This is a genomic window from Porphyrobacter sp. MBR-49 (assembly GCF_053628655.1).
Window position 1 is genome coordinate 55,366 of the sequence record NZ_JBRJGU010000003.1, and the last position, 14,979, is coordinate 70,344.

Annotated in this window: 14 protein-coding genes; 11 read left to right on the forward strand and 3 right to left on the reverse strand. The window is 61.0% G+C overall.

The window, feature by feature from the left end; all coding sequences use genetic code 11:
• Positions 1–3: 3 nt before the first annotated feature.
• The gene (locus ACSSV3_RS04785) at positions 4–3,042 is read right to left on the reverse strand and encodes a TonB-dependent receptor (protein WP_354322568.1); all 3,039 of its coding nucleotides are present in this window, start codon (positions 3,040–3,042) and stop codon (positions 4–6) included.
• A 285-nt stretch (positions 3,043–3,327) separates the two neighbouring features.
• Here ACSSV3_RS04785 and ACSSV3_RS04790 point away from each other — a divergent pair, with 285 nt between their 5' ends.
• From ACSSV3_RS04790 to ACSSV3_RS04820, 7 genes are all read left to right on the forward strand, one after another.
• Positions 3,328–3,651, forward strand: a complete 324-nt coding sequence (locus ACSSV3_RS04790; protein WP_454184757.1) for a BufA1 family periplasmic bufferin-type metallophore — start codon at positions 3,328–3,330, stop codon at positions 3,649–3,651.
• 21 nt (positions 3,652–3,672) lie between these two features.
• On the forward strand, positions 3,673–4,011 hold the full coding sequence (locus ACSSV3_RS04795) for a BufA1 family periplasmic bufferin-type metallophore (RefSeq protein WP_354322569.1): 339 nt from the start codon (positions 3,673–3,675) through the stop codon (positions 4,009–4,011).
• Positions 4,012–4,077: 66 nt separating this feature from the next.
• On the forward strand, positions 4,078–4,947 hold the full coding sequence (gene bufB, locus ACSSV3_RS04800) for an MNIO family bufferin maturase (RefSeq protein ID WP_354322571.1): 870 nt from the start codon (positions 4,078–4,080) through the stop codon (positions 4,945–4,947).
• Entirely contained in the window at positions 4,934–5,677 is a 744-nt protein-coding gene (locus ACSSV3_RS04805) for an HvfC/BufC family peptide modification chaperone (protein ID WP_354322573.1), read from the forward strand. The genes bufB and ACSSV3_RS04805 overlap by 14 nt, the downstream gene beginning before the upstream one ends.
• A 32-nt stretch (positions 5,678–5,709) precedes the next feature.
• A complete protein-coding gene (locus ACSSV3_RS04810; RefSeq protein WP_354322574.1) occupies positions 5,710–6,168 on the forward strand; it encodes a DoxX family protein in 459 nt (152 codons plus the stop codon).
• Complete coding sequence (locus ACSSV3_RS04815) at positions 6,165–6,689, forward strand: sigma-70 family RNA polymerase sigma factor (RefSeq protein ID WP_354322575.1); 525 nt, start codon at positions 6,165–6,167, stop codon at positions 6,687–6,689. The genes ACSSV3_RS04810 and ACSSV3_RS04815 overlap by 4 nt, the downstream gene beginning before the upstream one ends.
• A 3-nt stretch (positions 6,690–6,692) precedes the next feature.
• Positions 6,693–7,337, forward strand: coding sequence for a DUF1109 domain-containing protein (locus ACSSV3_RS04820; protein ID WP_354322576.1), 645 nt, complete (start codon positions 6,693–6,695; stop codon positions 7,335–7,337).
• Positions 7,338–7,350: 13 nt separating this feature from the next.
• On the opposite strand, the gene ACSSV3_RS04825 is transcribed toward ACSSV3_RS04820, so the two are convergent.
• Together ACSSV3_RS04825 and ACSSV3_RS04830 are read right to left on the reverse strand one after the other, a co-directional pair.
• Positions 7,351–8,001, reverse strand: a complete 651-nt coding sequence (locus ACSSV3_RS04825; protein WP_354322578.1) for a DUF6969 family protein — start codon at positions 7,999–8,001, stop codon at positions 7,351–7,353.
• A gap of 77 nt (positions 8,002–8,078) precedes the next feature.
• Positions 8,079–8,228: a hypothetical protein gene (locus tag ACSSV3_RS04830; protein WP_354322579.1), complete on the reverse strand. Its 150-nt coding sequence runs from the start codon at positions 8,226–8,228 to the stop codon at positions 8,079–8,081.
• Positions 8,229–8,757: 529 nt separating this feature from the next.
• Here ACSSV3_RS04830 and ACSSV3_RS04835 point away from each other — a divergent pair.
• The 4 genes from ACSSV3_RS04835 to ACSSV3_RS04850 all read left to right on the forward strand — a co-directional run bounded on the left by ACSSV3_RS04835 (position 8,758) and on the right by ACSSV3_RS04850 (position 14,823).
• On the forward strand, positions 8,758–9,966 hold the full coding sequence (locus ACSSV3_RS04835) for an acyl-CoA dehydrogenase family protein (RefSeq protein WP_354322581.1): 1,209 nt from the start codon (positions 8,758–8,760) through the stop codon (positions 9,964–9,966).
• A gap of 25 nt (positions 9,967–9,991) precedes the next feature.
• The gene (locus ACSSV3_RS04840; protein ID WP_354322582.1) at positions 9,992–11,122 is read left to right on the forward strand and encodes an acyl-CoA dehydrogenase family protein; all 1,131 of its coding nucleotides are present in this window, start codon (positions 9,992–9,994) and stop codon (positions 11,120–11,122) included.
• A gap of 19 nt (positions 11,123–11,141) precedes the next feature.
• A complete protein-coding gene (locus ACSSV3_RS04845; protein ID WP_354322583.1) occupies positions 11,142–12,044 on the forward strand; it encodes a DUF1295 domain-containing protein in 903 nt (300 codons plus the stop codon).
• 145 nt (positions 12,045–12,189) lie between these two features.
• Positions 12,190–14,823 (forward strand): TonB-dependent receptor plug domain-containing protein, encoded by a 2,634-nt coding sequence (locus ACSSV3_RS04850; RefSeq protein WP_354322584.1) that lies wholly within the window; start codon positions 12,190–12,192, stop codon positions 14,821–14,823.
• The last annotated feature ends 156 nt before the right edge of the window (positions 14,824–14,979 follow it).

The window sequence follows — 14,979 nt, forward strand, 5'->3', positions numbered from 1 at the left end:
GCCTCAGAATTTTATCGCCAGCCCGAACTGGAACTGGCGCGGCGGGCCGGCATTGCGTTGAACAAATGGCGCGCCGCCGCCGAACTGCACCTGGTTGGAGGTGGTCGCGGCGTTGGCAAAACCGCTTTCGTTGTTGGTGTTCAGCAGGTTGAACACATCCGCGCTCACCTCGATCCGTCGGCCCAGCACCGGCAGGGCATAACGCAGGCCCAGATCGACCGTGGCTGACCACGGCAGGCGTTCGCTATTGCGGCTGGCACCGGGGAAACGGTCGGAATTGCCGACGAAGTTCTCGCCAAAGCTCGCCCCGTCGCCGTTGAGATCCTGCGTGCCGAAGATCAGCGCATCGGGCACCAGATTGACCGGTTGGCCCGATTGAAACAGCCCCGCCAGCGTCACCGTCAACCCGTCAACCGGATACACATATCCCACCGCCGAAATGACATGGCGGCGATCATTGGCTGATGGCCCCCATTCGGTGCTGAAATCATTGGCATTGGGGCTGCGGAAATTGATGTCGTCGGTATCATTGCGCAGCCGCGACAGCGTGTAGTTGATCTGAAAGCCATAATCATCATCGCCGCGCGCCTTGTTCGCCTGCAGGATCAGCGCGAGATATTCGGCCTTGCCTTCGGTTTCGGAGGTGGTGATCTGGCGCGCGCCGCCGGGCAACAGGCCGACCGGGCGCGACGCATCGGCATCAGCTTGCGAACGCACCAGCCCCAGGTTTTGGGCGAGCGCAAACCGGGCGGCATTATCGGGCTGGCTGCGCAACAGCGCAATGTTCGCTTCGGTCAGATTGGCGATGTTGGGCGTGAAGGATGCGGGCGCATTCAGATCGCGCAGCCGCACCAGATTGTGCGAGCGGCTATACAGCCCATCAATTGATAGCGTCAGATTATCGGCGGCCTGATACTGATAACCGCCGCTCAATTGCAGGCTCCATGGATTGTCAAAGCCATCGGGGTTGAGCACCCGCGCCTCATTGATGATCGCGGTGTCGCGCAAGTCCTGCACCTCAGCCGGGGTGGGGCATTCGGACACGGTCGCACAGGGCGGCGATACGGCAAGGTTGCCGTCAAAGGTAATCTCACTCAGATCGGCCCCGGCAGGGATCACGCCTGCCGCTTGCAATTGGCTGAGCTGGGTCAGGAACCCGGCTGAGGTGGTGTTGCGTTGCAGGGCGTCGGAAATCACCGCGTAGGATAGCTTGCCGGTGAAAATCCCCGCGCCAAACCGCACCGATGATCGCGCATCGGGCTGCCAGTTGAGCGCAAAGCGCGGGGCGATGTTGTCATAATCGCCGCCCCCGCCGCCGCGCGCGGTCAGGGTGTCGTAATCCCACCGCAGGCCCAGCGTCGCCGTGACATTGGGGGTGAGCTGCCACTGGTCTTCAAGGTAAAAGGCGATCAGGCTCTGGCTGGTACCGAAACTTTGCGGGCGCAATTCAACCGCGAAATTGGCAACCACCGGGTTGAGCGCGAGCACATCCTGCGCGGTCAGCCCCAGCCCGGGCGCGGTCAGGCTGGCGAGTTGATCGGCGGTCAGATCGACGGTGAAATTGCCCTCGGGATTGCCGCCGCCCAGCAGCGAAAAATCGGAATGGATCAGGTCCGCGCCGATGCTCAGCCGGTGCGCGCCGAAATCGCGTTGCAGTTTGTGGGTGGTCTGCCAGGTTTCCTCCAGATCATCGAACACAAAGCCCGGATGGCCAACCACGCCCGCCACCAGCCCCGATGGATCGCGCAGCGTCACCTGCGGCCCCGGTTCGCCGATCGGCTCACCGAAATCCCAGCGAAAGCGGCTATATTGCAGAGCCCCGTCATAGCTCCATTCCAGCCCGGAATAGCTGGCGGTGGCGGCCAGCAAGGTCGAAAACCGATCCTGCTTTGATCCAGCCGAGGGGAAGGTGGCGTTGCCGCCGCCCAGCCCGCCGCCGGGCCGGTCAATCGTCACCCGCCCGACATTGGCACGAAAACCCAGCGTCCAATCCTCGGTCAGCCGGTGGTCGAGCCGCAGCGAGCCGAGATGAAATTCATTATTGCCGGTGACAGTATCGACAATCCCCAGCGCGGGCGCATCGACCACCTGGGTGTTGCGATCACGGGTATATTCGTAATTGGCGTAAAAGAACGTGCGGTCGCGTTGCAGCGGCCCGCCGACGGCGAACCCGGTCTGATAGCGTTCAAAGCTTTCGCCCACGGCATTGCCCGAAAGGTCGCGGCGCGGGAACGGGGATCGCGAATCGAGCGGGCGGCCGGGGCGCACCAGCGCATAGACTTCGCCAGTATAGTCGTTGCTGCCCGAAGGCGTGGTGTAATTGACAATCCCGTTGGCCGTGCGCCCGAAGGCGGCGGAATAGCTGTTGGCCAGCACGGTCACTTCGCGGGTGAACCCCAATGGCACGGGAAACTTGATCCCACCGAGGAAATTCTCGTTATTGTCCATCCCGTCGATCAGGTAATTGGTGTCCAACCCGTTCGATCCGTTGATCGAAATCGACGGCGCTTCGGCAAAGAACCCGGTTGATGGCACCACGCCCGGCAGGCGGATCAGTGCGCCGATCACGTCGCGCCCTTCGATCGGCAAGGCCACCAGTTGTTCGCGCCCCAGCGAAGCGGAGATTTCGGCGTTGGAGGTGTTGAGCCCGGTAATCGCGCGCGATGCGGTAACGGTGATGCCTGCGCTGCCGACGTCGGCCAGTTGCAGGATCACGCTGCGCGAGAAATTGGCGCGCAATTCCACCGGGCGGGCGGCGATGGCTTCATATTTGTCCGAACCGGGAACCGAGACGAGGTATTCGCCCGCCGTGGTCAATCCGTCGACCCGCGCCTGCCCGCGTGCGTCGGTGCGAACTGTGCGGGCAAGGCCGATGGCGGTGTTTTCGATGACAACCTCGGTATCGGCGACCGGCGCACCGCCCGCATCGACCACCGCAATTTCGATGCCCGCCTGCTGGGCATATGCGGGCGGGGCAAGCACAAGCGAACCCGCGCCAAGCGCCGCAGCCCCGACGCTTGCGCGCAGAATATTCAAGATCATCAATGTCCTCGTATTGTTTTACCGCGCGGCACAGGCGGGTAGCGCGTCTCCGCCATCGTTCGTCTGTCTTGGGCAGGAGGTTACATGGCGTGGCCGATGCGCATTGGCAATGTTGATTGGGCGCGGGGCGCTCCCCTCCCTGCCGCGCTGGCAAGTTACCATTGCACCAGAGCGGCAATAGTGCCATGTTTTACCGCAGGATTGGTGTCCAGCTGCGGTTGGTCGATTTACCTGTAACCAATCCACGCATGCATTCGAACAAGTGCATGTGAGCCCACGAGGCTCATGCTGGTATGGGAAAGGAACCCCAACATGAAATCGACATTTGGTATGGCAGCTGCCTCGATGGCATCGCTCGCAGTAGCTTCGCTGATCACCGCTTCACCCGCCGTTGCTCAGGAAATGGGCGCCAAGGAAAAATGCTATGGCGTCGCGCTTAAGGGCAAGAATGATTGCGCTGCGGGCCCGGGCACCAGCTGTGCTGGCACCTCGACCGTTGACTATCAGGGCAATGCCTGGAAGCTGGTTGACAAGGGTGAATGCGAAAAAATGGGTGGCTCGCTCGCTGCCAAAAAGGGTAATACCAAGCCCGTGCCCAAACAGGGCTGATCTCGTTAGAAGGAAACACGAATGAATATTGCATTGGAAACCCGTGGCCTGATGGCCGTGATGGCATCGTCCGCACTGCTCGCAGCCTGTGGCTCGGGCGGCACCGCTCCTGCCGCTGAAGGTGACGGCGCGGCCGAAGCCACCAAAACTGCAGCAGCGGAACAGGAAAAATGCTTTGGCGTGGCGCTCAAGGGCGAAAATGATTGCGCTGCCGGGCCGGGCACGAGCTGTGCTGGCACTTCGACGGTAAACTATCAGGGCAATGCCTGGAAGCTGGTTGACGCCGGGGCCTGTGAAACCATGGGCGGGTCGCTGGTTGCCAAGGAAGGCAATGAAGCTCCGGTTCCCCAGCAGGGCTAACGCCCTCGGGTTGCCGCAATGCTGGCCGATATCACCCCACCTAGTCCTCTCCCCCCAGGTACTGGGGTGGGGCTCAAGCCGCAGCATTACTCGCAAGCGCTTGATCTGGTATCGGCCAGTACTTTCTGCACTGACAGCGTCCTCAGCTGGTTTGAGGTGCATCCGCAGAACTACTTTAGTGCAGGTGGCCCGCCACATCGCTGGTTGACCGCCTTTGCCGAACGCGTCCCGCTCAGTTTTCACTCGGTCGGCCTGTCGCTGGGCAGCCGCGATGGCGTGGATCTCGATGAGCTGGAGCAGCTCGCCGCGCTGTGCGATCGCTATGCGCCAGCGATGGTGTCCGATCACCTCAGCTGGAGCGGCAGTGCCAGCAACCGCTACCCCGATCTTCTCCCGGTGCCTTACACCGACGAGGCGCTCGATCACTTCGCGGCGCAAGTCGCCCGGGTGCAGGATCGCTTGGGCCGCACCATGCTGATCGAAAACCCCTCGCGCTATCTGGCCTTTGCCCGGGATGACATGAGCGAGGCTGATTTCCTGCACGCGCTGTGCGCCCGGACAGGCTGCGGTATCCTGTTTGATATCAATAATATCGAAGTGTCGGCCACCAATCTCGGGCTTGATGCCGATGCGATGGTCGATGCGATCGATCCGACGCTGGTCGGCGAAGTGCACCTGGCGGGCCACGCCCGTGAAGATCATGTGCACGGCGCGCTGCTGATCGATGACCATGGTTCGCAGGTGACTGATGAAACCTGGCACCTGTTCGAACGGTTCGCACTGCGCGCAGGCGCGCGTCCGGTGCTGATCGAATGGGATACGGATATCCCCGAATTTGATGCCCTGCTGGCCGAAGCCGCAATCGCCGCTGCAATCACCCGGCGGGCAACGCGCAACCGCCAATCGGTGCGGGGAGAGCTCCATGCGCTGGCTTGACAGCGGCCAGAGCGCGATGATGGCGGCGCTCGATCACGGTCCGGCGCATCTGCCCGCAGAACTGTTTGCCGGGTCGCCCGAACGGGTGCTGGCGGGCATGAAGGTTCATGCCAACACCATTTCCCATGCCCGGCTGGTGGCGCTGGAAGAGACATTTCCGCGCACCCGCGAACATATCGGGCATGATCGGTTTAACGAACACTCCCGGTTGTTCCTCCTTCAGCCGGGAGTGACCGCGCAGCCGCTTACGCAGATTGGCGCGGGGTTTGAACAGTTTCTGATCGATCAAGGCGAAGCCGCAGGCACCGCCGATCTGGCCCGGTTTGAATGGCTGTGGCTTACCGCCTATCACGCTGCCGAGGCAGAGCCGCTCGCGCTTGACGTGCTGACCAGCTTTGCGCCCGATGAATTGCTTGAACACACAATCGTGCATCATCCGGCGGCCATTGCCAGCCGGTTTGATCCGCTGGTGCACCAGGTGATCGGCGCGGAGGTTGCCGGGCTCGACGCGGCGGAGGCGATCGTCATCGCCCGCCCGCAAGCCCAAGTTCTGGTTTCCCCGGCGAGCGCGTTGATGGCGCAATTGCTGGCCGAGGCAAAAAATCCCGTCACCATCGGTAACCTTCTGATGCAGACGGGCGAAAGCATGGATAACAACGAGGCTGCGGTGGCTGCAATCATGCAGGCGCTGGTGGCGCTCATCAATGCAGGTGCCATCGCCCGATTGTGATGGTATCTGTTCGATAATTTAAGGGGACCGACATGAAAGCCATTTTTTCTGCCTATGATCGCGCCGTCGCATTTGTCAGTGGCACCATGGTGGAAGGCCTGACGCTGCTGCTCACCCGCATCGTGCTGGCGGGCATTTTCTGGCGTTCGGCGCGAACCAAGGTTGAAGAGGGTAGCTGGCTGTCGATCAATGACGGCACCTATTACCTTTTCGCCAATGATTATTCGGGTGTTCCGCTGCCCAGCGAATTTGCCGCTGTGCTGGCGACGGTTTCCGAACACGTCTTCCCGATCCTGTTGGTGCTGGGTCTGTTCACGCGCTTTTCTGCCTTGGCGCTGCTGGGGATGACGATGGTGATCCAGATCTTCGTCTATCCCGAACAATGGTGGGCGGTGCACTCGCTTTGGGCCGCGCTGGCGCTGATTCTGGTAGTGCGCGGCGGCGGGATGATCAGCCTTGATGCGGTCTTGCTTAAGGCTCGTCCCGCATGAGAGCTGACGAAGCCTCGCTGGCACGCCTGATGGCGATGTCGCAAAAAGGCGATCGGCACGCCTATGCGACGCTGCTGACGGAATGCCAGCGTTGGCTACAGAGGTATTACAGTCGCCGCATTGCTCCGGCGCAGCTTGATGATCTGGTGCAGGAAACGCTGATGGCGCTGCACAACAAGTTGGCCACGTGGGATTCCTCGCGCCCGTTCTTGCCGTGGCTGGCAGCGATTGCGCGCTATCGCTGGGTTGATCACCTGCGCCGCCTGTATCGCGCGGATGAATGTGAATTGGATACGGATTTTGCCGGGCATGATGATGAGCCTGCAATTTCCGCGCGGATCAGCATTGATCGGTTGCTGGGCATTCTGCCCGACGCTCAGGCCCGCGCTATCGAATTGGTAAAGATCGAAGGATTAAGCATTGCCGAGGCATCACAAGCCACCGGACAAAGCGAATCGCTCATTAAAGTAAACATCCACCGCGGCCTCAAGAAGCTGGCCCACATGGTCGAGAAAGCCTGATAAATGACACACAACTCCGATGTCCTGATTGCGAATCTGGTCGGCAATCTTGAGCCGGTAAAGCCGCTGCGCTTTGCCCACGGGTTTGGGCTGGCGCTGCTGGCTGCGGCGATATCGACGGTGCTGTTGATCGGCCTCTATGGAATGCGCCCGGATCTTCAGGTGGGCCACGTCAATCCGGTGCACCTGATCGCTACGGGCCTGTATCTTGGGCTGGCGATTGCCGCGAGCGTGACGGTAATCGTGATGAGCCGTCCGTGCGTTGGCACGGATCACAGCGGCTGGACATGGGCGGCGGCGATGGCTGCGCTGTTACCGGCGGCCGGGCTGATTGTCGGGCTGGCGGGCGGCGGCGACTTGTTGTCGCAGGACAGCCTTCGTCACGGGATTAATTGTTTCATGATCGGCGGGGCTGGCTCGCTGCTGGTGTTCGCGATGCTGGTGTGGTGGCTGCGCAAGGGCGCGCCGACCGCGCCTGATCGTGCTGGATTGGTGGCCGGGATCGCGGCAGGCAGTTTCGGCATCTTCGCCTTCTCGCTGCACTGCGCGGAAAACGATATCGTCCATATCGGTGTGTGGCACAGTGCTGTGGTGCTGGCGATGGCAGGCGTGGGCCGCGCGATTGTGCCGTCGCTGGTGCGCTGGTAATCGGCCCCGGCTTCTATTCGAGGTCAAGGCTTTCGATCTTGGCGTCAAGATCAATCGGGATGATTGCCAACACGGCATTGTCCGCCTCGTAAGCGGCTGGCCCTTGCGCCTCGATCAGCGGCACCATTGCAGCGTCGCGCGCATGCAGCAGGTCAACCAGCTCATCCCGATAAAGCGCGACCATTGCGGTCAATAACCGATTGACGAGCGTATCTTCAGCCGTCTGGTCGACATCGTAGCGCGCCAGATGCGCTGCCATGAACGGCGCCGGGTACAGAAACTCGTCAGTGACCCAGCGATTGGTGACAAACCAGCTGATCGGAATGCCGACATGGTTGACCGACAGCCCGGCAATATGCGTGACGTGCGCGGGTGCGTCTTCGCCCGCAGCTGGCGCCACGGTAAACGCTGCCGGATCATCCAGCTGGGTGCGGTGCAGGAAAAGATGGAAATGGCCATGTTCGCCCGGATCACGATCGCCCGGCGCATGTACGTGGTAATACCAGCGTGAGCGGGTGCGTTTGTCGCGGGCGTCTTTGTCGGGATAGTGTTGCCAGAACCGTACATCGGTCTCTGGTAAAACGCGCTGCATCAGCGGAACGCCTTCACCGGCCATCGCGGTGATCGTTTCGATAACGGTCAGGGCTGCTTGCCGCTGATCCATTGCTGCAATGCTCCTGCGCGTCATGGTGGGTCTGACGGGCAGCTATTGCCTCCGCCAGACCCGAACCAATCAAGCTGTCAGCGATTACTCGGCTGCAGCGGCGCAACCAGCGGCAGCACAACCAGCAGCAGCGCAACCAGCAGCGGCGCAGCCAGCAGCGGCGCAACCGTCAGCGGCGCAACCAGCAGCGGCGCAACCGTCAGCAGCGCAGCTGTTGGCAGTTTCATCAGCAGCCGCTTCGGCAGCGGGAGCGCAGTTGGCAGCTTCACAGGTGCCCGAGCAGGCGCCGGTTGCGAGCGTCAGGCCGCCCATGACGGCGAGCAGGCTGGTCAGTTTTGCATTCTTCATCGAATAAGCCCCTTATTGATCACGGTGCGATTGTTGAACCCTGATCCGCCGTGCACCAGCGACGAATCAGAACCTTGCAGGATTGCTCCTGCACAAATGGCGGCACTCGTTTGGCGCGAAACACAGGTTCGTGACAAGGTGGAAATGCCCCCCGGTCGCTTTTCGCTTCGTAGCGCGCCGTGGTTACAAGCGAAAAAAAATTATCAAACAGGCCATCTCATCAAGCCATCCGCGCCCGTGCAGACTTACTGACCGCACACTACGCCGACAATCGATCCGATCGACAATGGCCACATAGCTGCCACTTTGTCTTGGTGCAACGATTGCGTTCAGATTGCCTCTTTCAGTCCAGCCGCTCTCGTGACAAGAGGCAGGGTAACAACAGTCCCATCCAGGAGTGCCAAAATCATGAATCTCGAATTCACCCCGGAAGAGCAGGCGTTTCGCGACGAAGTGCGCAGCTTCATCGCTGACAATTATCCCGCGCATCTGGCCGATTTCGGTATGCGCGAAGATATGTCGCCTGAAGACATGCTCGCCTGGCACAAGATTCTGGGCGCGAAGGGATGGTCGGTTCCGGCCTGGCCGGTCGAATATGGTGGCACCGGCTGGACCCCGACCCAGCGTTATATCTGGTCGGAAGAAAACGCCCGCGCCAGCACCTTCATGCCGCTGCCGTTCGGCGTTTCGATGGTTGGCCCGGTAATCTACACCTTCGGCAACGAAGCGCAGAAAGCCCAGCACCTGCCCGGCATCCGCAGCGGCGATGTGTGGTGGTGTCAGGGCTATTCCGAACCGGGCGCGGGCAGCGATCTTGCCAGCTTGAAAACCACCGCCGTGCGGGACGGCGATCACTACGTCATCAACGGGCAGAAGACCTGGACCACGCTGGCGCAGCACGCCGACTGGGGTTTCTTCCTGTGCCGCACCGATCCCGCTGCTGCCAAGCCACAGGAAGGTATCAGCTTTATCCTGGTCGACATGAAAACGCCGGGCATCGAAGTGAAGCCGATCAAGCTGGTGGACGGCAGTTACGAGGTCAACGAAACCTGGTTGACCGATGTGCGCGTGCCGGTTGAAAATCTGGTGGGCGTCGAAAACAAGGGCTGGACCTATGCCAAGTTCCTGCTCGCGCATGAACGCAGCGGGATCGCCGGAGTCGCCCGGTCAAAACGCGGGGTGGAAAAGCTGCGCGAAATTGCTGCGGCTGAAACGCTGGACGGCGCGCCGCTGATCAAGGATTTCGATTTCGCCCGCAAGGTCAGCCAGCTGGAAATCGATCTGGCCGCTTTGGAAATCACCGAATTGCGCACGCTGGCAGGCGAACAGGCGGGCAAGGGGCCGGGGCCGGAAAGTTCAATCCTCAAGATCAAGGGCACCGAAATCCAGCAGCGCCTGACCGAACTGACACTGGAAGCGGTCGGCACCTATGGCACGCCGTTTTACGGAAATATCGCCAAGGTGCCGGGCGATGCGGGGTCGAACCAGTATCCGGTCGGCCCGGATTACGCGCAGCACGCCGCCGCGACCTATTTCAATATGCGCAAGACCTCGATCTATGGCGGATCGAACGAAATTCAGCGCAACATCATCAGCAAAATGATCCTCGGCCTTTAAGCGCCTGAGTGACGGGAGAGTTTACGTGGATTTCAATTTCACCGAAGAACAGGAAATGGTGCGCGATGGGCTGTCGCGGCTGGTGCGCGAACAATATGACTGGGAAACGCGGCGCAAAGCGGTCGCCAGCAATGATGGCTGGCGTCCCGAAATCTGGGCGCAATTGGCTGAACTGGGCATTCTCGGGATGCCGTTCAGCGAAGCTGATGGCGGCTTTGGCGGCGGCGCGGTTGATTCGATGATCATCATGCAGGAATTCGGCAAGGGGTTGGTGGTTGAACCCTTCCTGCCCACCGTGGTGTGCGCGGGCGGCTTTCTGAAGCACGCGGGCACGCCTGCACAAAAGGACGAACATATCGGCGGGATCGTGGCGGGCAGCCGGGTGTTCGCCTTTGCCTATGCCGAACCGCGCGGGCGCTATGACTATGCCGATCTGGAAACCACCGCGAAGAAGGACGGCAGCGGTTATGTGCTCAATGGGCACAAGGCGGTGGTGATCGGCGCGCCGTGGGCGAGCCATCTGATCGTGACCGCGCGCACCAGCGGCGAACGGCGCGATCGTGCTGGCGTGTCGGTGTTCGTGGTCGATAAATCCGCCCCCGGCATCGTTACCCGCGATTACGAGACCTTTGATGGCCGCCGCGCGTCGGAAGTCTATTTCGAAAAGGTGGCGATCCCGGCTGATGCCTTGATCGGGGAAGAGGGCGCAGGCCTGCCGCTGATCGAACTGGTGACAGATGAAGCCATCGCCGCGCTGTGCGCCGAAGCCTGCGGGGCGATGAAGGTCGCCCACGCGATGACGGTCGAATATTCGCGCCAGCGCAAGCAGTTCGGGGTGGCGATTGGCAGCTTCCAGGTGCTCCAGCACCGCATGGTCGATATGTACACCGCCTACGAACAATCAGTGTCGCTGACTTATCTTGCGACGCTGCGGCTTGACGCGCCCGACGCCGAGCGCGAGCGCGCGGTTTCGGCAGCCAAGGTCGGGGTTGGGCAGGCGGCGCGGCTGATCGGTCAGGATGCGGTGCAGATCCACGGCGGCAACGGCGTGACGGATGAATATGCGATTGGCCATTACTTCAAACGGCTGACCATCTTCGATTCCGAATTCGGCAATGTCGATCACCATATGAAGCGCCACATCGCATTGGCCTGAAAAACGACGGGGGGTAGACATGGAGAAAGACGGCTTATCATTCCGCCATGCACCGCGCAGCCTGCTGATTACAGTTGTGGCGGCGAATATCGGCCTCGCTTTTGCATGGCTGTCCGGTAGCGCTAGTATTGTGATTTCAGGGGTGCCAGCGGTGTTTTTGTGCGCGTGCCTGGCATTCGCGGTCAACTGGCTGGCATTCATACCGGCCGCGCTGTTCCAAAGCGACCGGTTTTACGACACGACCGGCGCGCTCACTTATCTGACGGTGATCGCGGCGGCGTGTCTGGCCGCTTGGCCGCTGGATAGCCGCGCGGCGGTGGTGGCGGTGATGGTGGCGATCTGGACGGTGCGGCTCGGCAGTTTCCTGTTTACGCGCATCCATGCCTCGGGCGGCACCGATCAACGGTTCGCAAAGATCAAGATCAACCCCCCGCGCTTTCTGGTGGCGTGGACGTTGCAGGCGGTGTGGGTGATTTTCACCGCATCAGCGGCGCTGATCATCATCACCGCGCCCAATCCTGTGCCGCTCGACGGCTTCTTCTGGGCGGGCGCGTTGCTGTGGGTGATCGGCTTCGCGTTCGAAGTGATCGCCGATGAACAGAAACGCCGGTTCAAGGCTGACCCCGCGAATGAAGGTCGCTTCATCACATCGGGCCTGTGGGCATGGTCACAGCATCCCAATTACTTTGGTGAAATCACGCTGTGGCTGGGTATTCTGGTGATCGCGCTGCCGCTGCTGTCGGGCTGGAGCTTCCTTGCGATTATCTCGCCGCTGTTTGTGGCGCTGTTGCTGACCAAGGTGAGCGGGATCAACCTGCTCGATGGCATCGCCAGAAAACGTTGGGGCGATGATCCGGCCTATCAGGCCTATCGCAAGACCACCCCGGTGCTGTTCCCACGGCCGCCGCGCGCGAACGGCTGATCTGATCCGAACAGAAGTTGCTCTAAACTGTGGCCTCTCGGTAACATGATGCAAACGTTTGTCGCTGTGTTGAATTTTTATTGCACCATTTTGACACTTTTGCGTTCATGGCGCGTCTCAGAAAAAATTTGAAACAGGGGTCTCTATGCGAATTCGTGCTCTGCTGCTTGCCAGCCTCGTCATGCCTGCAGTGCCCGCCTATGCGCAGGATGCCGACACCGCCGTTCAAGACGCCGGGCAGGCGATCATCGTTACCGGTTCGCGCCGGGCCGACCGCACCGTGGGTGACAGCGCGGTGCCGATCGATGTGATTTCTGCTGAACAGCTCAGCAATTCCGGCTTCACCGAAACCACGCGTCTGCTGCGCGATCTGGTGCCCAGCCTCAATTTCCCGCAGCCGTCGGTTACCGATGGCACCGATGTAATCCGCCCGGCAACCCTGCGCGGGCTGGGCGCGGATCAGACGCTGGTGTTGATCAATGGCAAGCGGCGCCATGCCTCGGCCCTGCTCAACATCAATGGTTCGGTCGGGCGCGGCACGCAGGCGGTGGACATCAACTTCATCCCCTCCTCCGCGATCCGCCAGGTCGAAGTGCTGCGTGACGGCGCGGCGGCGCAATATGGCTCGGATGCGATTGCAGGTGTGATCAATTTCCAGCTGAATAACGCCAGCGAGGGTGCAACCTTCAGCGCGACCTACGGCGGCTACATCACCTCGATTGAGGGGGTGAACCAGATTGACGGGCTGGCGTTGGATGGCAACGGTCAGCCCACCCTGGCACCGGACGGCACGCTGGCGGTCAATGATACCGGGCGCAACCGGAGCGTCGAAGATGGCGGCGTGCTGACGCTGGCGTCCAATTTCGGCCTGCCGCTGGGCGAAAATGGCTTTCTCAACCTGACGGCGGAATATCGTGACCGCAATGCGACCAACCGCACCGGCGCTGATCGCCGCCCGCAATTCAATGTGGTCGGCGGGGTGTTTGACCCGCGCGAGCAGAATTTTGATCGCCTGTCGCACCGGTTTGGTGATGCCAAGACCGAAGATTTCTCGCTGTTCGCCAACGCGGGCATCGAACTGAACGAGCAGGTCAACCTCTATGCCTTTGGCGGATATGGTGAACGCGATGGCAATTCTGCCGGATTTTTCCGCAGACCATCGGATGCGCGCAATGTGCCAGCCATTTTCCCTGACGGGTTCCTGCCCGAAATCGATACGCAGACGACCGACTGGGCGATTACCGGCGGCGTGCGCGGCGAAGTCAGCGGCTGGAATTACGACCTGTCGACGCAGTATGGCCGGAACGAGGTCGATTTCGAGATCCTGAATACGCTCAACGCATCGCTCGGCGCGGCCAGCCCGACTGAATTTGATGCGGGTGGCCTCGAATATACCCAATGGGTCAGCAATTTTGACGTCAGCCGCGACATCGCAGGCTTGTTCCAACGCACGACATTGGCCCTGGGGCTCGAATACCGGCGGGAAACCTTTCAGTTAAGCGCCGGTGAACCTGACAGCTTCCGCTTTGGCGGCGTTACCATAAACCAGAATAACCCGCTCAATTCCAGCACGGCAGGCGCTGCGCCCGGTAGCCAGGTGTTCCCCGGCTTCCAGCCGACCATCGGCGGGGTGTCGGTGGTGGACGGCAATGCCCGCAACAACTTCTCGGCCTATGCCGAACTCGACATCGACGTGATCGAACAGTGGAACGTCCAGTTGGCTGGCCGCTATGAAGATTATTCGGATTTCGGCAGCGACTGGAACGGCAAGATCGCCACCCGGTTCGAAGCGACCGATTGGCTGGCGCTGCGCGGTGCGGTTTCCACCGGTTTCCGCGCGCCGGGTGTGGCCCAGCAGTTCTTCGCCGCTGCGGCTACCAATAACGTGAACGGTGTGTTGGTGGATGCGGTGACGCTGCCGGTTGGCAACCCGGTTGCACAGGCGCTGGGTTCTACCCCGCTCAAGGCTGAAACCGCGGTCAACTGGTCGGTCGGGGCGGTGTTCAATCCGATCCCGCGGTTCAACCTGACCGTCGACTGGTTTCAGATCAATATCGATGATCGGATCGTGCTGACCGAAAACCTGACGGCGTCGCGTGACGCTGCCGGCAACCCCAACGGCAATCCCACGCAGCAAGCGATCGCGCAGATCCTGAATGATGCCGGGTTCAACACGATTTCCGCCGCGCGGTTCTTCATCAACGGGGTCGACACGCGCACGCGCGGGATTGATGCGATCGCCACCTATCGCATGGATGTTGGCGATGAGGGCAAGCTCAATCTGACCGCAGGCTACAACTGGACGCAAAACCGCATTACCGCGCGCAATGATACGCCCGGCGCGCTCAATCAAGTGCCGGGGATTGAACTGTTCGGGCGGCAGGAATCGCTGCGGATCGAACAAGGTCAGCCGCGTAACCGGACGAATCTTGGGCTGGATTATTCGCAAAACTGGCTCGGGTTTACGCTGCGCGGCAACCGCTACGGACGGGTGCTGGCTGCGGGCGGCAGCGAGTTTACCGATCTGAACATTGAATCGGCCTGGGTAGTGGATGCCGAAATCCGGGCGGAAGCGGTCAACGGGCTAGAGTTTGCGGTGGGTTCGAACAACCTGTTTGACAAATTCCCGACCAACCTGCCGACCGGCGTGGGCGTTGATCCGGACACCGGCAACCCGCGCAACAATTCAGCGAACAATTTCTTCCTGCCGTTTTCCAGCTTTTCACCGTTCGGGTTCAATGGCCGGTTTGTCTATGGCCGGGTGAGCTACCGGTTCTAGGGCAGTCTGGGCCAGTCTAAGGCAGGGCAAGAAAGAACTGATGCCAAAGGTCGACGAGTCAGACTCGTCGGCCTTTGGTTATGCCTGCGAACCAAGCTGGGCAAACCGGACTGGTCGCATTTGTCACATGGATGACACATAAACGCCATAATGGCG